At 70.6% G+C, this 18834-nt stretch carries 17 protein-coding genes; 8 read left to right on the top strand and 9 right to left on the bottom strand.

What is annotated here, in order from left to right; genetic code table 11:
* Nucleotides 1-9: 9 nt before the first annotated feature.
* Both C6C15_RS00360 and C6C15_RS00355 read left to right on the top strand, forming a co-directional pair.
* On the top strand, nt 10-708 hold the full coding sequence (locus tag C6C15_RS00360) for a phosphotransferase family protein (protein ID WP_060922017.1): 699 nt from the start codon (nt 10-12) through the stop codon (nt 706-708).
* A gap of 87 nt (nt 709-795) precedes the next feature.
* Nucleotides 796-1203 (top strand): pyridoxamine 5'-phosphate oxidase family protein, encoded by a 408-nt coding sequence (locus C6C15_RS00355; protein WP_105948983.1) that lies wholly within the window; start codon nt 796-798, stop codon nt 1201-1203.
* A 22-nt stretch (nt 1204-1225) separates the two neighbouring features.
* Here the strand turns inward: C6C15_RS00355 and C6C15_RS00350 are convergent, their stop codons facing one another.
* Nucleotides 1226-1933: a ZIP family metal transporter gene (locus tag C6C15_RS00350; RefSeq protein WP_105948982.1), complete on the bottom strand. Its 708-nt coding sequence runs from the start codon at nt 1931-1933 to the stop codon at nt 1226-1228.
* Nucleotides 1934-2048: 115 nt separating this feature from the next.
* On the opposite strand from C6C15_RS00350, the gene argG reads away from it, so the two are divergent.
* Entirely contained in the window at nt 2049-3494 is a 1446-nt protein-coding gene (gene argG / locus C6C15_RS00345; RefSeq protein WP_105948981.1) for an argininosuccinate synthase, read from the top strand.
* A gap of 52 nt (nt 3495-3546) precedes the next feature.
* Here argG and C6C15_RS00340 read toward each other — a convergent pair whose 3' ends face one another.
* Entirely contained in the window at nt 3547-4251 is a 705-nt protein-coding gene (locus C6C15_RS00340; protein WP_158698486.1) for a GntR family transcriptional regulator, read from the bottom strand.
* A 201-nt stretch (nt 4252-4452) separates the two neighbouring features.
* On the opposite strand from C6C15_RS00340, the gene C6C15_RS00335 reads away from it, so the two are divergent.
* From C6C15_RS00335 to C6C15_RS00315, 5 genes are all read left to right on the top strand, one after another.
* Nucleotides 4453-5079 (top strand): TetR/AcrR family transcriptional regulator, encoded by a 627-nt coding sequence (locus tag C6C15_RS00335; RefSeq protein ID WP_060922021.1) that lies wholly within the window; start codon nt 4453-4455, stop codon nt 5077-5079.
* A complete protein-coding gene (locus C6C15_RS00330) occupies nt 5076-5855 on the top strand; it encodes a hypothetical protein (RefSeq protein ID WP_186326351.1) in 780 nt (259 codons plus the stop codon). Before C6C15_RS00335 ends, C6C15_RS00330 begins: the two co-directional genes overlap by 4 nt.
* On the top strand, nt 5852-7687 hold the full coding sequence (locus C6C15_RS00325) for a YhgE/Pip family protein (RefSeq protein ID WP_105948979.1): 1836 nt from the start codon (nt 5852-5854) through the stop codon (nt 7685-7687). Before C6C15_RS00330 ends, C6C15_RS00325 begins: the two co-directional genes overlap by 4 nt.
* 133 nt (nt 7688-7820) lie before the next feature.
* Nucleotides 7821-10463 (top strand): penicillin acylase family protein, encoded by a 2643-nt coding sequence (locus C6C15_RS00320; protein WP_105948978.1) that lies wholly within the window; start codon nt 7821-7823, stop codon nt 10461-10463.
* Between the two features lie 35 nt (nt 10464-10498).
* Complete coding sequence (locus C6C15_RS00315; RefSeq protein WP_105948977.1) at nt 10499-11260, top strand: alpha/beta fold hydrolase; 762 nt, start codon at nt 10499-10501, stop codon at nt 11258-11260.
* A 42-nt stretch (nt 11261-11302) separates the two neighbouring features.
* On the opposite strand, the gene C6C15_RS00310 is transcribed toward C6C15_RS00315, so the two are convergent.
* The 7 genes from C6C15_RS00310 to C6C15_RS00280 form a co-directional block, all read right to left on the bottom strand.
* The gene (locus C6C15_RS00310) at nt 11303-11827 is read right to left on the bottom strand and encodes an endonuclease domain-containing protein (protein ID WP_158698485.1); all 525 of its coding nucleotides are present in this window, start codon (nt 11825-11827) and stop codon (nt 11303-11305) included.
* A gap of 656 nt (nt 11828-12483) precedes the next feature.
* Nucleotides 12484-12873: a monovalent cation/H(+) antiporter subunit G gene (gene mnhG, locus C6C15_RS00305; RefSeq protein WP_025105197.1), complete on the bottom strand. Its 390-nt coding sequence runs from the start codon at nt 12871-12873 to the stop codon at nt 12484-12486.
* Nucleotides 12870-13139, bottom strand: a complete 270-nt coding sequence (locus C6C15_RS00300) for a monovalent cation/H+ antiporter complex subunit F (protein WP_025105196.1) — start codon at nt 13137-13139, stop codon at nt 12870-12872. Before C6C15_RS00300 ends, mnhG begins: the two co-directional genes overlap by 4 nt.
* Nucleotides 13136-13729, bottom strand: a complete 594-nt coding sequence (locus C6C15_RS00295; RefSeq protein WP_060922024.1) for a Na+/H+ antiporter subunit E — start codon at nt 13727-13729, stop codon at nt 13136-13138. The genes C6C15_RS00300 and C6C15_RS00295 overlap by 4 nt, the downstream gene beginning before the upstream one ends.
* Nucleotides 13726-15279 (bottom strand): Na+/H+ antiporter subunit D, encoded by a 1554-nt coding sequence (locus C6C15_RS00290; protein ID WP_060922025.1) that lies wholly within the window; start codon nt 15277-15279, stop codon nt 13726-13728. Before C6C15_RS00290 ends, C6C15_RS00295 begins: the two co-directional genes overlap by 4 nt.
* On the bottom strand, nt 15276-15854 hold the full coding sequence (locus tag C6C15_RS00285; protein WP_060922026.1) for a Na(+)/H(+) antiporter subunit C: 579 nt from the start codon (nt 15852-15854) through the stop codon (nt 15276-15278). Before C6C15_RS00285 ends, C6C15_RS00290 begins: the two co-directional genes overlap by 4 nt.
* Complete coding sequence (locus C6C15_RS00280) at nt 15854-18826, bottom strand: Na+/H+ antiporter subunit A (protein ID WP_105948975.1); 2973 nt, start codon at nt 18824-18826, stop codon at nt 15854-15856. Before C6C15_RS00280 ends, C6C15_RS00285 begins: the two co-directional genes overlap by 1 nt.
* Nucleotides 18827-18834: the final 8 nt, after the last annotated feature.

The raw sequence follows: 18834 nt of genomic DNA, 5'->3' as shown, positions 1-18834 counted from the left end.
GATGACGGGATGAGGCAGGGAGCGGTCGGCGCGGTGCGGCTCGTCGAGCGCGGCGGACGACGGCTGGTCGAGAAGCGCCTCGCCGATCCGGCACGGCACCAGAACGAGCTTCGGGCCCTCCGCGGTCTCGTCGGCTCCGGACTCCCGGTACCCGAGGTGGTCGAGGAGCGGCCGGGCGCGATCCTCATGACGGAGCTCCCCGGCGCCCGCCTCGACGACGCCGACGCCGAGGCCCGGCTCGCGGGCCTCGGGGCATCAGCGCCCCTGCTCCGTGCCCTGCATCGGCTCGCCGCTCCGGACGACCTCCTTCCCGCACCCGACGATGCGACGATCATCGAGCGGTACCGCGCCGCCGGCGGGCCTCGCCTCCCGCTGCGCATCCCGCCGTCGTCCGGGGTCGTCTTCTGCCACGGCGACTGGACCGACGGCAACCTGCTCGCGCAGCACGGACGTGTCTCCGGGGTCGTCGACTGGGAGGCGGCGCACTGCGGCGACCCGCTGCGGGAGCTCGCCCGAGCCGCGTGGGGAGCCGCCAGGAAGGACCCGCGGTCCGAGCGGGCGCTCATCGATGGCTACGGCGCCGATCCCGACCGTGTCCGCGCGTGGTACCCGGTGATCGCTGCGGAGCTGTGGCTGTGGTTCGCGGAAGCCGGCCCTCCCGCGTACCTCGCTGCGCTCACCGCCGAGCTGGAGGCATGGTCGTCCTGACACCTCACCGGGTGATTCCGGTCGGGCGCCCTCGATGATCTGCGGCGCCGTGGCTACACTGGCGGCACAGGGGGAGGGAGTGTCCGCATGATCCACGAACTCGACGAGCAGCAGTCCTACGAGTTGCTGGCGACCACCACGGTGGGCCGCATCGGATTCGTCGACGAGGGCCTGGTGCAGATCCATCCGGTGAACTTCGTCGTCTCGGGGCACGAGCTGCTCCTGCGCACGTCACCGCACGGCCACCTGGCGACGCTCTCCCGCGAGTCGGCCGAGGTCTCGTTCGAGGTCGACTACCACGATCCGATCGGCGGCCTGGGGTGGAGCGTGCTGATGCAGGGTGTCCTGTCGCGGGTGCCCGAGGAGGACGCTGCCGGGGCGGCTGCGCGGGTGCACCCCTGGGCCGGCGACGACCGGGACCTCCCGCTGTCGTTCCGTATCGAGCGCATCACCGGCCGCAGCGTCCGTCGCGACGCCCGCACCGGCGGCGTCTGAGCCGCCCGTCCGGGCGTTCCGCTCAGGACGCGAAGGCGAGACCCGCGGCGAGCGCGAATCCGAGGACGGTCGCCAGCCCCGTGGATTCCTTCGCCTTCGACTGCGCTTCCGGGACCATCGAGTCCACCAGCATGACGAGCAGGGCACCCGCGGCGAAACCGCTCGCCCCGGAGCGGAAGACCTCGCCGGTCACGCTGGCCAGTGCGAATCCGGCGACGGTGGCGAGCGCGCACACCACGGCGACCCCGGCCCACAGGAGCAGGACCCTGCTCCGTCGCATGCCGCCGTCGAGCAGGTCGGCGGCGGAGCCGATGGACTCCGGGAGGTTCGAGACGAGGATGGCGACGACGAGCGCGATGCTCACCGGCTCCCCCGAGGCGAGACCGATGCCGAGGACGAGCTGCTCCGGGATCCCGTCGAGGAGGGCCCCCACCGCGAGCTGACCTCCCCCAGCTTCGCCCTTCTTCCTGGCGGCCCTGGCGTCGAGGATGCGGGCGGCGATGTAGTAGCTGAGGGCTCCGAGGGCGACGCCGGTGACGAGGGGGATGGGACCGCCGCGGTCGAGCCCCTCCTCCCAGAGCTCGAAGGCGATCGAGGCCATCAGGGCTCCGGCGCCGAAGCCCAGGACGATGCCCAGCCACCGCGGCGGCCAGGTGCGCATCATCGCGAGCACCGCACCGACGAACAGCGGCGCCGCCGCGACGGCTCCCCACAGAATCGCTCCACCCATGCGCCCATCTTCCCGTCGACCCACCCCTTTTCGCGCGAGCCACCCCCCTGCGTGCGTGCGAAAAGGGCCGGAACACACGAAAGGGGGTGGGTCGCGCGCCGATAGACTGGGAGCCATGTCCAAGGTCCTCCAGTCCCTGCCCGTCGGCGAGCGCGTCGGCATCGCCTTCTCCGGAGGACTCGACACCTCCGTCGCCGTCGCCTGGATGCGCGACAAGGGCGCTGTGCCCTTCACCTACACCGGCGACCTGGGGCAGTACGACGAGGACGACATCGCCTCGATCCCCGGGCGCGCGCTGGCGTACGGCGCCGAGGCCTCGCGCCTCATCGACTGCAAGACGGCGCTGGTCGAGGAGGGCTTCGTCGCACTCTCCTGCGGCGCCTTCCACATCCGCTCCGGCGGCAAGACCTACTTCAACACCACGCCCCTGGGCCGCGCGGTCACCGGCACGCTGCTCGTGCGCGCGATGCGCGAGGACGGCGTCGACATCTGGGGCGACGGCTCGACCTACAAGGGCAACGACATCGAGCGGTTCTACCGCTACGGTCTGCTCGCCAACCCCCGCCTGCGCATCTACAAGCCCTGGCTCGACGCGGACTTCGTCACCGAGCTCGGCGGTCGGCAGGAGATGAGCGAGTGGCTCGTCGCACACGGCTTCCCCTACCGCGACTCGGCCGAGAAGGCCTACTCGACGGACGCGAACATCTGGGGCGCGACCCACGAGGCGAAGACGCTCGAGCACCTCGACGTCTCGCTGGAGACCGTCGACCCGATCATGGGCGTGAAGTTCTGGGATCCGTCCGTCGCCATCGAGACCGAGGACGTCTCGGTGACGTTCGAGGGCGGCCGTCCGGTCGCGATCAACGGCGTCGAGTTCAGCGACCCGGTGGCCCTGGTGCAGGAGGCGAACGCGATCGGCGGGCGCCACGGCCTCGGCATGAGCGACCAGATCGAGAACCGCATCATCGAGGCGAAGTCGCGCGGTATCTACGAGGCCCCGGCCATGGCGCTGCTCTTCATCGCGTACGAGCGCCTCGTCAACGGCATCCTCAACGAGGACACCCTCGCGACGTACCACGAGCAGGGTCGCCGCCTCGGCCGCCTTATGTACGAGGGCCGCTGGCTCGAGCCGCAGTCGCTCATGCTCCGCGAGTCCATCCAGCGCTGGGTCGGCTCGACGATCTCGGGCACCGTGACGATCCGCCTGCGCCGCGGCGACGACTGGACGATCCTCGACACGGTCTCCCCGAACCTGTCCTACGGGCCGGAGAAGCTGTCGATGGAGCGCGTCGGCGACGCCGCCTTCGGCCCCGTGGACCGGATCGGCCAGCTCACGATGCGCAACCTCGACATCGCCGACTCCCGTGCGCGCCTGGAGCAGTACGCGGGCCTCGGCCTCGTCGGCGGCGCGACGGGCGAGCTCGTCGGCCGGGTCACCGCCGGCGAGTCCGCCGAGATCACCGAGTCCGTGCACGGCTCGATCTCGGAGGCCGACGAGAACCTCGCGGACGCCGTCGACACCGCTTCCGAGCGCGCGGCCTTCGACTCCGGCACCGACTGAGCACACGGGACGGGCGCCGCGGTCACCGGGGCGCCCGGCCCGCGTCCGGCGATCAGGACGCCGCGGCGAGCGGAAGCGCCGGCGTCGCCGCACGGTCCACGTTTCCCGGCAGCACATCGTCGAACAGGTCCATGAGGGCGGTGCGCATCGCCGTGGCGTCGCGTTCGGCGAGCACCACGGCGATCCGGGCGACCGACGTACGCACATCCGACCAGTCGAAGACGCTCCCGGCACGACGGGCGACGCACTCGAGAAGCGTCCCGAGACTCCCGACGAGCTCAGCCCGCTCCGTGTTGCCCTCGATCCGGGCGAAAGCGACGGCGAGAGCGCGCAGGCCGCCGCCGAAGGCCGAGCCGTCCCGCCACCGCACCGCCAGCGCCACATCGTCGACGAGCTCGTCGAGATACGCGAGGTCGTCGGTGCGGAGCAGCGCCATCGTGCGCCGGACCGAGCCGATCCAGACGTCGCCGAACAGAGCCACCACATCGCGCGCCCGGTCGCCATCGAGCGCGGTCACCCACCGTGTGCCGTCGCGGCGCACCGCGATGAGGCCGGCGGCGGCGAGGCCGTCCAGGGCCCGGAGGACCTCTGCCGGCCCGGCACCGAAGGCGGCCGCGAGCCCGCGCTCGTCCACCCGTGTCCCCGGAGCGAGCGCGCCCGAGACGATCCCATCGGTCAGCCTGCCCTGCAGACCACCGTGCCGATCCCCCGCCGGTGCCCCGCTCCCGGCATCCACGTCGTTCTTCTTCTCGATCATGGCGTCCCCCCGCCGTTCCAGGACCGATCCCGCCGGAGTCCCGGTCCGGACCGGTCTCTCCTCTGAGAATGCGCCGAAGCGCGACGCGTAACATACCACGGTGCACCCCGGAGGAGACTCGACGGCCGACCGCGGGAGCAGCACACTGCGAGGTTGCTGAATTATCTTGCACAGCTCTGTGCATGTTATTACCATGGACGGATGACCACTCGCGCCCTTCGTCGCGACGCCGCGGAGAACCGCGCCGGCATCCTCTCCGCGGCCCGCAGCGCCCTCGCCACCGACCCGCACGCCTCCCTCGACGCGATAGCCAGGGCCGCGGGCCTGTCCCGCCGCACCCTCTACGGGCACTTCGAGGATCGGGACGCCCTGATCCGGGAACTCGTCTCCACCGGCGCCCAGCGCTTCAACGCCATCGCGGCCTCCATCGACGAGCCGGACGCCCGCCTCGCCCTGGCCCGGCTGGCCGCCCGGCTCTGGGAGGAGGCGGCGCACATCCAGGTCGCCGCCGCGCTCGCCCTCGACGAGGCGCACGTGGAGCACACCGCCGCCGCCCTGGCGCCGCTGCGCCGGAGTGTCGCCGCCCTCGTGCGAAGGGGGCAGCAGGACGGCAGCTTCCGGACGGACCTCGCCGGTCCCACGCTCGCCCGGCTGATCGAGGAGATGGCGCGCACCGTCGTCTCCCGCACCGACGTGCAGAGCAGCGGCGCCGAGGACCTCGCGGTCCGGGCCGTGCTCAGCATCGCCGGACTCTCCTGGCGCGAGGCGGACGAACTGCTGAGCGCCCATCCGGACATCGCCGCCGACCACGAGGAGGTCCGCGCATGAGGATCACGCTGAACGGCGTCAGCAAGGGCCGCGCCGGCCAGGCGCTTCCGTCCATGAGTCTCGAGTTCCACTCCGGCGCCGTCCGCTACGCGCTCGCGGAGACCGAGCAGCGGCCGACCGTGCTCGGCCTCATCGCGAGCGGGCGGATGCGTCCGGACACGGGCCGCGTCACGATCGATGCGGCGGCGAGTCCGAAGGAGCTGCGCCGCCGCGTCGCCCTCGTGGACGCGCCGGACGTCAGCGATCCGCACCCGGACATCACCCTCGCCGGGGTGGTCGGCGAGGAGCTGATGTTCGCCGGACGTGGCGCGACCCCGCTCCACGCTCGCCGCTGGCTCGGGCGGGTCGGATACCAGGAGCTCGCCTCCGTCCCCATCGGCTCGGTCGACCCGGCCGCCCGCGTGCGCATCCTGTGCGAGCTCGCCGTGCTCCGCGAGGGCGTCGAGGGCATCGTGCTCGTCGCCCCGGATCGTCACGGCGGCAGCCCGGACGGATGGTGGCGCATCGCGGCCGAGTTCGCGGACCGCGGGTACGCGATGCTCGTGATCGTCGGCGGTTCCGCCGCCGTCGCCCTCGAGCGCATGCACGAGTTCGATGCGATCAACGCGTCCGGACCGATCGAGCCTCTGGTGCTCGAGCGTCCGGAACCCGCGGCGGACGCGCCGGAGGAGAGCGAACCCGCGCCGACCGACCCCACGGCCGACGAGGAATCCCCCACCGACGACCCCACGACCGACGACGAACCCACGACCGACGAGGAAGGAGAAGCGCGATGAAGGTTCCCGCCATGATCGCCGCCGAGCTCCGCCGCCTGACCGCGAGCCGGATGGGCATCCTCGCCCTCGTGGCCCTCATCTGCGTGCCGATCCTCTACGGCGGCCTCTACCTCTGGGCGAACCAGGATCCGTACGCGAAATTCTCCGAGGTCCCCGTGGCCCTGGTGGTCGACGACGAGGGCGCTCCCGCCCCGACGACCGGCACGGAACCGGCGACCGATGAGAACGTCAACTACGGCGAGGACGTGGCGGAGAACCTCATCGAGGGGAACGCCTTCGACTGGCAGCGCATGACCGAGGACGAGGCCGCCGATGCGCTGCGCCACGGCGAGGTCGATTTCACCGTGACGATCCCCTCGGACTTCTCCGCCGCCCTCACCTCCGCCTCAGGCGACGATCCGCATCAAGCCCGAATCGAGCTGGAGACCAACGACGCGAACAACTACCTCGCCTCGTCGATGGGATCGCAGGCCGTCGAGAAGATCCGCAGCTCCGTCGCCGAGATGGTCGGCAGCGAGGCCGCGGAGCGACTGCTGACGGGCCTCAGCGACGTGCGCGACAACCTGATCTCCGCGACCGACGGCGCCACACAGCTCGTCGACGGCGCACGCAGCGCCGCCTCCGGGAGCACGACGCTCGCCGAGGGCACCGCGAAGCTCGCCGACGGCTCGGCACAACTCGCCTCCGGGGCCAAGACGCTCGCCGACGGTGCCCAGCAGGTGAGCGCGGGCAACCGCCAACTCGCCGACGTCGCCGATCGGGCCGGAGCCGCGGTGCAGGAGGCGACGAATGCGCTGCCGCAGGTGCGCGCGGACATCACCGACGTCCTCACCGAGCAGGGACTCGCGCCCGAGGAGATCGATGCGGTGCTCGCCCGCCTGGACCCTCTCGGCGCCCGGATCGAGGAGGGCAACGCCCAGGTGCAGGACGCCGTCGGGAAGGTCGACCAGCTCGCCGCCGGGTCTGCGTCCGTGGCATCGGGGGCGAGCGAGCTCGCCGGCGGCGCCGGCACCCTCGCGACGGGAGCGGCCGCGGCGAACTCGGGCGCGGCCCAACTGCGCGACGGCCTGCAGACGCTGTCCTCCGGGACCGCGGAGCTGCGGGACGGGCTCGCCGACGGCGTGCAGGCGATCCCCGCCTCCACCCCCGACCTGCGCTCCCTGCAAGCCGACACGATCGCGGACCCGGTGAAGGTGTCCAGCGACAAAGTCGCCTCCGCCGAGGACTACGGCGCGGGCCTCGCCCCCTTCTTCGCCGCCCTCTCCGCGTGGATCGGCATCTACGCGCTGTTCCTCATCGTGAAGCCGATCTCCCGTCGCGCCGTCACGGCGCTGCACTCCCCGATCCGGATCACGCTGGCGGGCTGGCTGACCCCGGCGATGCTCGGTGCCGTGCAGATGCTCGGGTTGATGGGCATCCTGGCGCTGACGCTCGGTTTCACGTTCGACCATCCGCTCGGCACGCTCGGAGTGATGATGTTCGCCTCGGCCACGTTCGCCGCGATCATCCTCGCCCTCAACGTCTGGCTCGGCTCCGTGGGGCAGTTCCTCGGCCTCGTGCTCATGGTGCTGCAGCTCGTCACAGCCGGCGGCACGTTCCCCTGGCAGACGCTGCCCGCCCCACTGGCCGCGCTGCACCATGTGCTGCCCCTCGGCTACGTCGTCGACGCCATGCGACAACTCATGTACGGCGGCGACTACGCCCGCGCGGGCTGGGACCTGGCGGTGCTCGGCGCCTGGCTCGTCGGGGCGCTGCTGCTGGCGATGATCGGGGTGACCCGCATGACGCATCGCCGGACGCTCCGCGATCTGCAGCCCAGCCTCATCGGCTGAGCCCTCCCGCTCGCCGCGGACCGTCCCGCGGCGAGCGCGGGGCGGCTATGATGCGAGAGCGCGTACCCGTGAAACGCGTACTGGGGCTCGGTGGGACTGAGTCCCACCTGGCTACCCGAAAGAGTTCTCGACGATGATGACCGATTCGACGGCGTCCGCTGTTTCCCCGCGTCCTTCTCTGGCCGCCCGCATCGGACGCATCGCGTTCGTCGTGATCGCCGCGCTGGTGGTGGTGGCCGTCGCAGGCGCGTTCTTCGTGACCTGGACCATCCAGCGCTCCTTCCCGCAGACCTCCGGGTCGACCGCGCTCGCAGGGCTGAAGGCGGACGTCACCGTGCAGCGCGACGCCAGCGGCGTGCCCACGATCACCGCCGACTCCTCGGACGACCTCTTCTTCGCCGAAGGTTTCGTGCACGCGCAGGACCGGTTCTTCGAGATGGACTTCCGCCGACACGTCACCTCCGGCCGGGTCGCCGAGCTGTTCGGCGCCTCCCAGGCCGGTACCGACGCATTCCTGCGCACGCTGGGCTGGCGCACCACCGCCGAGGCCGAGGTGGAGGCGATGGACGACGTCACCCGCGGCTACTACGAGGCCTACGCGGACGGCGTCAACGCCTACCTGTCCTCCCGTTCGGGCGCGGAGCTGTCGCTCGAGTACGCCGTCCTCGGGCTGCAGAACCCCGACTACGAGCCGGAGCCGTGGGAGCCGGCGGACTCGGTGGCGTGGCTGAAGGCGATGGCCTGGGATCTCCGCACCAACGTCGAGGACGAGACCGAGCGCGCACTGCTCGCGGGTCAGCTTGCCGACGACCCGGACGCCGACGTGGACGGACTCCTCGGCACGCTTTACCCGGACTACCCCTTCGACCGGAACCCGGTGATCGTGCCCACCATCTCCACCGTCCCGCCGCTGGAGACCGGCGCCGAGCCCGCGGCGTTCACGGTGTCCGAGGGCGACGGCGAGGCGCAGCAGGCGCTCACCACGGTGGAGTGGAAGGAGACCTCCTCCGTCATCGAAGCGGCGAGCGTGCTCGTGGGCGATGTCGGCGAGGGCATCGGCTCCAACTCCTGGGTGGTCTCCGGCGACCTCACCGAATCCGGCATGCCGCTGCTCGCCAACGACCCGCACCTCGGCGCCTCGCTCCCGTCGGTCTGGTACCAGGTGCAGCTCAAGTGCTCGACGGTGGACGAGGACTGCCCGTTCGACGTGGGCGGTTTCTCGTTCTCCGGCCTGCCCGGCATCGTCATCGGCCACAACCAGCGCGTGGCGTGGGGCTTCACCAACCTCACCACCGATGTCACCGACCTGTATGTCGAGCGCATCGAGGGCGACTCCTACTGGCGGGACGGCGAGCTCGTGCCGCTGGAGGAGAGCACCGAGACCATCGAGGTCGCCGGCGGGGACGACATCGAGCTCACCATCCGCTCCACCGTGCACGGACCGATCATCTCCGGCCTCACGGGCGACTTCACGGCGATCGCGGACGATCCGACGCCTGGGCTCACCGCCGGGGGCAGCGTCCCCGCCGTCCCGGGCTCCGATGCCGCCGAGTACGCCGTGAGCCTGCGGTGGACGGCGCTCGACCCGGGCACGACCGCGACGGCGATCTTCGCGCTGTCGACCGCCCAGGACTTCGAGGACTTCCGCCGCGCGGCCTCCCTGTTCGACGTGCCGGCGCAGAACCTCATCTACGCCGACGTCGACGGCAACATCGGCTACCAGACCCCCGGCCGCCTCCCGATCCGCGGAGCCGGCGACGGCTGGATGCCGCAGCCCGGCTGGGACAGCAGCTACGACTGGACCGGCTACATCCCGTTCGAGGAGCTGCCCGTGTCGTACAACCCGAGCTCGGGGTACATCGTCACCGCCAACAACGCCATCGTCACCGACGACTACGAGCACTTCCTCTCCCGGGACTGGGACCAGGGCTACCGCGCCGCCCGCATCGCCCACCTCATCGAACGACGCGCCGCCGCCGGCCCGCTGACTGCGCAGGACATGCGCGACATCCAGATGGACGGCGAGATGTGGATCGGCAAGCAGCTCGCCGCCGCGATGGGGGACATCGAGGTCGAGGGCGAGGGACCGCAGCAGGCCGTCGAGCTGCTCCGCGGCTGGGATGCGCAGAACAGCGCCTCCTCGGCCGGAGCCGCGTACGCGAACGTGCTGTGGTCGAACCTGGTGCAGAACATCTTCGCGGAGCGCGAGCAGCCCCTGCCCATCGACGGCCAGGGCCGCCTGTTCACCGTCGTCGGAGCGATGCTCGATGACCCCGAGGACCCGCTGTGGAGCAACCCGCGTCTCGACGTCGAGGGGCGAGACGCGATGCTCGCGCTGTCGGCTGAAGAGGCGTACGACGAGCTGTCCGGGATCCAGGGCACGGATGTCGCCCGATGGAACTGGGGCGACCTGCACGCCCTGACACTCACCAGCGACACCTTCGGGTCGTCCGGCATCGCGCCGATCGAGGCCCTGTTCAACCGTGGCCCGTATCCGGTCGGGGGCGGGGCTTCCGTGGTCGATGCGACCGGGTGGCAGCTCGGCGTCTCGTACGCCACCACCACCGTCCCGTCCATGCGGATGGTCGTCGACCTCGCGGACTTCGACGACTCGACCTGGATCCACCTCACGGGTGCCTCCGGCCACGCGTTCCACGAGCACTACGTCGATCAGACGAAGGACTGGTCCACGGGAGTGCAGCGGCCGTGGGCGTTCACTCCGAAGGCCGTGAAGGCGGCCACGGTCGACACCCTGACGCTCACCCCCGCCGGCTGAGAGGCGCGTGGAGGGTGCTCGGCTAGCGTGGACAGGTGCCCACCAGCTACCTCGCCCCGAAGGGGACGCCGGCCACCCTCCTCGAGTTCGAGCACGCAGGAGCGACCCTGATCGCCGAGACCTTCGGCGACGGACCGCCCACCTACCTCCTGTTGCACGGCATCGGCATGGGCCGCAGCGTCTACCTCGACCTCACCCAGCGGCTGCAGGGGCGGGTGATCGCGCTCGACCTCCCGGGCTTCGGTGAGGCCCCCGAGCCGACGCGCACGCTGACCATGCAGCGGCACGCCGACCTCGTGGCCGCGTACCTCCGTCACGTCGACGCGGATCCGGTCGTGGTGATCGGGCACTCGATGGGGAGTCAGATCGCCGCGGAGCTCGCCGCCCGGCATCCCGAGCTCGTCGCCGGCGTCGTGCTGGCGGGACCCACCGTCGACAAGGCGGCCAGGAACGTCGGCGCGCAGGCCCGATACCTGCTCCAGGACCTCGTGGGCGAACGGCCGCTCGTGATCTGGCGCGGCGCCCGCGAGTACCTCCGCGGCGGCCCGCACCTGATCCGCAAGATGCGGGCGACCATCGTCCACAAGCCGGAGAAGGCCTTCGTCCGCATCGCCTGCCCGGTCCTGGTGCTGCGCGGCGAGGACGACCCGCTGGCCCCGATGAGCTGGTGCCAGGTGATCCTGGATGCGATCCCCGGCGCGGAGCTGGCCGTCATCCCCGACCACGGCCACGGCACCCTCATCAGCGACTCCGAGCCCGCCGCCCGCCTCATCGAGGCCTTCGCCGCCCGCACCTGACCCTCCGAATCGCTGCCCGCGCCCCTCGGGTCCGTCGGCCGTTCATAACTCAGGAGATCGCGGCGCGTTGGGGCGGTTCGGCGGCTGAGGCAGGCTGCGGCTGCCCTTTCTCCTGAGTTGTGAACGGCGAGCGCCGACGAGCCGGGGGCCGAGCGCGTCCAGAACCTCCCGCAGCGCCTCTCGCGTGCCTGCGGGGTCGGAGAGGATGTCAGCGGCGAGCGGCCGGATCGTGACATAGCCGAGACGAGCGGCCGCCATGTCCCGCGCACGATCCCGCTGCTGCTTCGCCCATCCCTCGTGAAAGGCGCGGCTGTCGCACTCGACGATCAGCCATCCATCGACGACGAAGTCGACTCGCCCCACGCCGGGGATGTGGACCTGTGTCTCGAATGAGGCACCGAGCGACCGGAGGAGGAGCCGCACGAACGTCTCCGGCCCCGACTCGGATGACGCGTCGGCCAGGGCGAGCACTGCGCCGAACCGCTGCGGCAGCCGAGCGAAGATCGCGCGCAGTTCGTCCATCGTGATGAGGCGCTGATGGAGGAGGCTGTCCAGGGTGGCCACCAACGCCCGAGGCGACTGGCATCGGACGGCATGGCGTACGGCCGTATCCAGGGACGTGACGTGCAGCGCACTCGCTGCGCCGTCCTCTGCCCAGTGCACCCTGTGAGCGTCCGCGTCTCGACGCCCCAACCGCGAGCTATGGGGATCGACCTGCACGTGCACCCCGTGGGCCGCGAGCACGAACACCCCGAGCAGCTGAAGAAGGGAGACGCAGGTGACGCGACCTCCGATGCGCACGGCCTCCGCGACGACAGGATCCACATCCGGGCGGGCGTATCGGTCCCGACGCAGTCGCAGAAGCCGCCCGCTCCGCACCAGGGCGGTCAGCTCACGCCCCCTCAGCCCCGCGGAGCGAAGATCCGCTCGAGTGAAGACCGTGGAGTCGAAGACCTCTGTTGCGCGCTCGGGTCCGGAGTGGGCGATCACATCCCGGAGGATGCCCGGCGCGACACGGCGGGACGGGGAGTGAGGCCGGATGTGGAGTGTCCGCTCCGGATCGCGAGGCGGTGGAGGAGAAGTGGGGGCCGCGCACGGCGTTCACAATTCAGGAGTATCCATCCCCCATCCGACCTGAGCGAACGCGCGGCCCGATGACGCCGCAGATCTCCTGAGTTGTGAACCGACAGCGAGCGGAACCGGCTACGTCGGCGGCGAGGCGGTCAGCCGGCGGCGGGAGGGGTCTGCTTCGACTCGGCGAGCTCGTCGACGACGAGACCCCGCTGCTCGATCGTGCCGTTTCGGTAGGCCTGGCGACCGACCATGTGCGCGGACAGAGGCGCGGTCGCGAACTGCATGAGCACCACGGGGGCGACGAGCACGAGGCCGAACAGCACACCGCCGACGGACCGCTGCGACAGGGCGATCGCGACACAGATCAGCAGCAGCCCGAGCACCTGCGGCTTCGTCGCGGCGTGCAGTCGCGTGGGCACGTCGCGGAAATGCAGGAGCCCCACGGAGGCGGAGAGGCAGAGGATCGCCCCGAGCAGGATGAGCACGAGCACCGCCACGTCGACGACGGCGTCAGGGATCATCAGACCGAACACGTTCATGGTGTCGTGTTGTCCCTTCTCGCGACGAACCGGGCGACCGCGATCGATCCGAACACACCGACCGCCGCGATGATGAGGAGCACGGGGATGTTGCGGGTGTGGCCGTTGATGGCCATCTCGGCGCCGAGCACGCACATGACCTCGGTCAGCAGCACGTCGGCGGCGACGGCACGGTCGAGGATCGACGGACCGCGGACGATGCGGATGACGGCGAGGATCGCGGCCACACCGAACACGGCGAGGATGATGAGGAGCAGGGTGTTCATCGGGCACCGCCGATCGTCGCGGGGTCGATGCGGCCGGCACGCTCGTCGGCCTTGAGCGCCCGGTACTGGGTCGGATTGCCAAGCGCCCGGACGATGCGCTTCTCCCAGCCGAGCACGCCCTGCCGCTGCTTCTCGACATCCTCCCGGTTGCGCACGCCGATCACGTGCAGGTAGAGGATCCCGCGGTCGCGATCGGCCTCGACCACCAGGGAGCCCGGGATGAGCGACGACACCACGGCGACGTGCGTCATGACGAGGTCGTCGGCATAGCGAAGCGGCACCGCGATGATGGCGGTGCCGGGCTGCCGGCGGAAGTCGAACACCTGCACGGTCACCGAGAGCGCGCCACGGAGGATCGCGAAGAGGAACTGCACGACGAACAGCGCGCCGTACCAGAGGTTGATGCGCCCGGAGAGCTCGACCGTGGGCAGGCGGAACACCCGCGTCACGAAGATCGCCACCACGAGCCCCGTGAGGAAGGAGAGCACGGTGAACTGGGCCCACAGCAGCATCCACAGCACGATCAGCCAGGCGAGGAACGGCAGCTGCATGCCGATGTCCCGCCAGACGCTCTTGGTCTCGGGGCTCATCCCTCCACCTCGTCTTCCAGCTGGACGAGGTTGACCGGCTGCAGCAGGCCCGCCCCGATACGGTCGCACAGAGCGTACAGCGGTCCGGCGAAGATCGTCAGGGCCACCGTCACGGTGACCATCCCGGCGGTGGCCACGGTCATGATCCTCGGGATGTGCCGGCGCTCCTGCTGCTCATCCGCAGCGGGGGCTCCGGTGAGGTACGAGATGCGCCCCTCGGTCTCGGTCGAGTCCTCCTCCTCACGCCAGAACGCGAGGTTCCAGGCCCTCATGAGCGCGTAGAGGGTGAGCAGCGACGTGATGATGCCGCCGAAGATGAGCACGATCATGAGCGGAGTGCCCACGGAGGCCGCGGCCTCGAACAGGGCGAACTTGCCGATGAACCCGGAGAACGGAGGCAGACCACCGAGGTTGATCGCGGGGATGAAGTACAGCAGGGCGATGACGGGGGCGATCTTCAGCAGGCCCTTGACCCGGAGGATGGAGGTGCTGCCGGCCCGGCGTTCGATGAGCCCCACCGCGAGGAACAGGGTGGTCTGCACGACGATGTGGTGGACGATGTAGTACACGGTCGCGCCGATCGCCGCCGGGGTCGCGATCGCGAGACCGAAGATCATGTAGCCGACGTGGCTGACGAGCGTGAACGACAGGATCCGCTTGAGCTCGGCCTGCGCGACGGCGCCGAGGACACCGACGATCATCGTCGCCAGCGCGATGATGAGCAGCAGCGTGTCGATGCTGTTCGAGGCGAAGAGCTGGGTCTCCGTCCGGATCAGCGCGTACACGCCGACCTTGGTCAGCAGGCCGGCGAACACGGCGGTGACCGGCGCGGGGGCCGTCGGATAGGAGTCGGGCAGCCAGAACGACACGGGGAAGATCGCGGCCTTGATCCCGAAGGCGACCACGAGCATGAGGTGCAGGACGAGCTGCGTGTCCTGCGGGAGCTCCGACATCCGCTCGGCGATCTGGGCCATGTTGACCGTGCCGAGGGCGCCGTAGATCATCGCGATCGACGCGAGGAACAGGATCGACGACACGAGCGAGACGACGATGTAGACGGCACCGGTGCGGATGCGGGACTCGGTGCTGCCCAGGGTGATGAGCACGTAGGAGGCCACGAGGAGGATCTCGAACCCGACGTACAGGTTGAACAGGTCGCCGGCGATGAACGCGTTGAAGATGCCGGCGGCGAGGATCAGGTACGAGGGGTTGAAGATCGAGATCGGGGTCTCATCCGCCCCGTCGGCCACACCCTGACCGATCGAGAAGAGGAGGACCGCGAGCAGCACCACGCTGGAGACGAGCACCAGGAGCGCGGCGAGACGGTCGACGTAGAGGACGATGCCGAACGGCACCGGCCATCCGCCCACGGAGACCGCCAGAGGGGAGCCCGCGTCGACGACGACGAGCAGCACGGCCGCGATGACGGACACGACCGCGAGCGTGGCGACGGTGACGAACACCTGCAGGCGCGCGTTGCGACCGAAGACGAGGGTGATCGCCGCACCGAGGAGCGGCAGGGCGACGAGGAGCGGGACGAGCGTGGTCATGGCCTGCCCTCCCCGTCTGTCGTGTCGTCGTCCCGGTCTGCAGCGCCGTCGGGTTCGGGCTCCGGCTCGGGCACGTAGGGCGCGTCATACGGCGCGTCATCGTGGATGGCCGGGTTGTCGCGCATGTGCAGGACGGTGATCGGCGCGGTCTGCACGCCCACGAAGTCGGTCGTGGCGTCGTCGTCGTCCGTCTCGGACTCGTCGTCCATGAGGTCTTCGTCTTCGTCGGTGCGCGCGCGCAGCGCGATGTCGGCCTCGTCGTCCTCGACCGTGTCCGCCTGGCCGAGCTGCCACGACCGGTAGATCAGCGCGAGCAGGAACGCGGAGACCGCGAACGTGATGACGATGGCGGTGAGCGTCAGGGCCTGCGGCAGCGGGTCGCTCAGATCGCCCTCGGTACCGAAGAACGGCGCGTTGCCCGGCACGCCCATCACGATCAGGAGCAGCAGGTTCGTGGCGTTGCCGAGCAGGAGGAAGCCGATGAGGACGCGGGTGAGGCTGCGCTCCAGCATCGCGTACACGCCGCAGGCGAAGAGCACGGCCATGATCGCGATGAGGGCGAGCGAGACGTCCATCAGCCGTTCCCCCCGGTCCGCGAGGAGAAGTCGACGGCGGTGCTCTCGCCGGGGCGGAGCGCCGCCTGCCGGTCGACCTCCGCACCGAGGCTGCGCAGCACGTCGAGCACGAGCCCGATCACGACGAGGTAGACGCCGATGTCGAAGATCGTCGAGGTGACGAACTCCATGTGCCCGATGCCGGGGATCTCCCACTCCCAGAAGGTGCTGGTGAGCGGCGCGAGGCCGAAGAACAGCGGCACGACCGCGGTGCCCACGGCGAGGATCAGGCCCGTGCCGAGGAGGCGACCGGCATCGGTCGGCGCCGCGGCGCCCAGCTCCCAGCGCCCTCCCGCGATGTAGCGCATGACGAGCGCCATGCCGGCGACGAGCCCGCCCGCGAAGCCGCCGCCGGGGAGGTTGTGCCCGGCGAAGAGCAGGAAGATCGACACGACGATGATCGTGTGGAACAGGATGCGGACGATGACCTCGAGCAGGATCGACCGGTTCTCCGGCTTCATCTTCTGGCCGCCGACGAGCCAGGCGCGCGGCGCCGATCGGTTCTCCGCGGTCTGGAAGCGCACGCCGTCCGTGGTCTCCACGAGTGGCCGACTGCGCGCGGACTTCCGCACCGAGCGTGGCAGCGTCTTCGTGGCGGCGAGGAGATCGGCGCGGTGCGTGACGAACACGAGTGAGGCGACACCGGTCGCGGCGAGCACGAGCACGGAGAGCTCGCCCATCGTGTCCCAGCCGCGGAGGTCGACGAGTGCCACGTTCACGACGTTCTTGCCGTGGCCGATCTCGTACGCGATCTCCGGGAAGATCGCCGAGATCGGGTCGGCCACGCGGGACTGGGTCGCGACGACGGCCACGAACGCCATGGTGAGGCCGACGCCGATGCCGAGGAGAGCGCGCGGGATGCGGCTCACGGAGGCGTTGTGCTCGCCCATGCGCGCCGGCAGTCGGCGCAGGACGAGCGCGAAGGTCACCATCGTCACCGTCTCGACGAGGATCTGGGTGAGCGCGAGATCCGGTGCGCCGCTGGTGGCGAAGAGGACCACCATGCCGAGACCGGTGACCGAGGCGAGCACGACGCCGGTGTAGCGCTTGCGGGCGCGCACCGCCACGACGCCGGCCACGGCCATGATCGGGGCGACGGCGAGCTGGGCCGGCGTGTGCCACAGCGAGAGCTGATAGCGGTCGATGTCGCTCGCCACGAGCGCGGTGACCTCGGCGGCGACGAAGACGACGAAGATCGTCCCCACGTACACGGGCAGCGAACCGCGCTGGGTGAGCGTCGTGCTCAGCACCGACAGCCGGTCGATGCCGCGCATCACCACGTAGTAGGCGTCGGCCGCCGTGAACGGCAACAGTCGCGGGCGCCGGTCCCACCCGGTCCGCCTCGTGAGGAGGAAGAGCCCGATGCCGAGCAGGATTGAGAGGATCGAGATGCCGAGGGCGGGCTCGAGGCCGTGCCAGAGCGCGAGGTGCCCCGGTCCCTCGACGGCTGCCCCCTCGTGGTCGAGTCCCGGCGTCGCGGTCAGCGCATACGGCTGGAGGGCGACGTCGAGCGCGGGGGCGCCGATACCGGCGGCGAGCGTCACTCCGGCGAGGATGATCGGCGCGGAGAGGAAACCCACCGGGGGGTCGGGCCAGACCGTGCCCGGCTGCCGCCCTCCTTCGGCATCGCGCTTGGTCCAGAACGCCCCCCAGAGGAAGCGGACGCCGTATGCCGCAGTGAGCATGGATCCGAGAGCGACGCCGATCAGGGCGACGAGGCCCCACGCCGACCCGCCCAGCGCATCGTCCAGCAGCGCCGTGAGCGTCGACTCCTTCGCCACGAATCCGATGGTCGGAGCCACTCCGGCCATCGACGCCACGGCGATGAACGCGGCCGTGGCCATGACCGGTGCCTGGCGGCCGACGCCGGAGAGCTCGGTCACGTCACGCGTGGAGAGCTGCCGATCGATCACGCCGACGATGAGGAAGAGCGCCGACTTGAACAGCGCGTGCCCGATCACCAGCGCGAGGCCGGCGAGCGCCGCCGCCTGCGTGCCGTAGCCGACGACCACCGCGAAGAAGCCGAGCTGGCTCACGGTGCCGAACGCGAGCACGCGCTTGAGGTCGGTCTCCCGCAGCGCCTGGATGCCACCGAGCAGCATGGTGAGGATGCCGAGCGTGAGCACGATCGGCCGCCACGTCGGGCTGAAGGCGAAGATGGGCGCGAAGCGGGCGATGAGGTAGATGCCGGCCTTCACCATGGCCGCGGCGTGCAGGTAGGCGCTGACCGGGGTCGGGGCCGCCATGGCGCCGGGAAGCCAGAAGTGGAAGGGGAACAGCGCCGACTTGCTGATGGCGCCGATCAGGAGCATGACGATCGCCGCATCGACGATCGGGCCGGTCGGCGCGATGGCGAGGATCTCCCGGATGCTCGACGTCCCGGAGTCGACGACGAGCAGCACGACGCCGACGAACATCACCAGTCCGCCCAGGGTGGTCACGAGGAGGGCCTGCAGCGCGGCACGGCGGCTGGCGGCGCGGCGACGGTAGTGACCGATGAGGAGGTAGGAGAGGATGCTCGTGGCCTCCCAGAACATCACGAGCATCACGAGGTCGTCGGTGAGGACGAGGCCGTACATCGCCCCCGCGAACGCGAGGAGGACGCCCGCGAACTGCCCGATGCCGGCGGCCTCGTCGTGGAAGTACCAGCGGCAGTAGAGGAGCACGAGCGCGCCGACGCCCGTGACGATGAGCGTGAGAACCCACCCGAGGACGTCCATGTTCATGGACAGGTTCAGTCCGAGCTGCGGGATCCACGGCACCGAGACGAACGGCACGGGGCCGTCGAGCACCTGCGGCGTGAGCACGAGCGCGTGCACGAATGCGGCAGCCGGGACGAGGGCGGCGACGGCGAAAGCCTGAGCTCCCAGCCAGCGCACCAGAACGGGCATCAAGAGCGACCCGAGAAGGAACACTGCGAGGAGCATCAGCATATACGCGG

Source organism: Microbacterium sp. str. 'China' (assembly GCF_002993305.1).
GTDB lineage: Bacteria > Actinomycetota > Actinomycetes > Actinomycetales > Microbacteriaceae > Microbacterium > Microbacterium paraoxydans.
The sequence above is the reverse complement of the archived record's forward strand: the minus strand, read 5'-3'. Positions and strand labels throughout refer to the sequence as shown.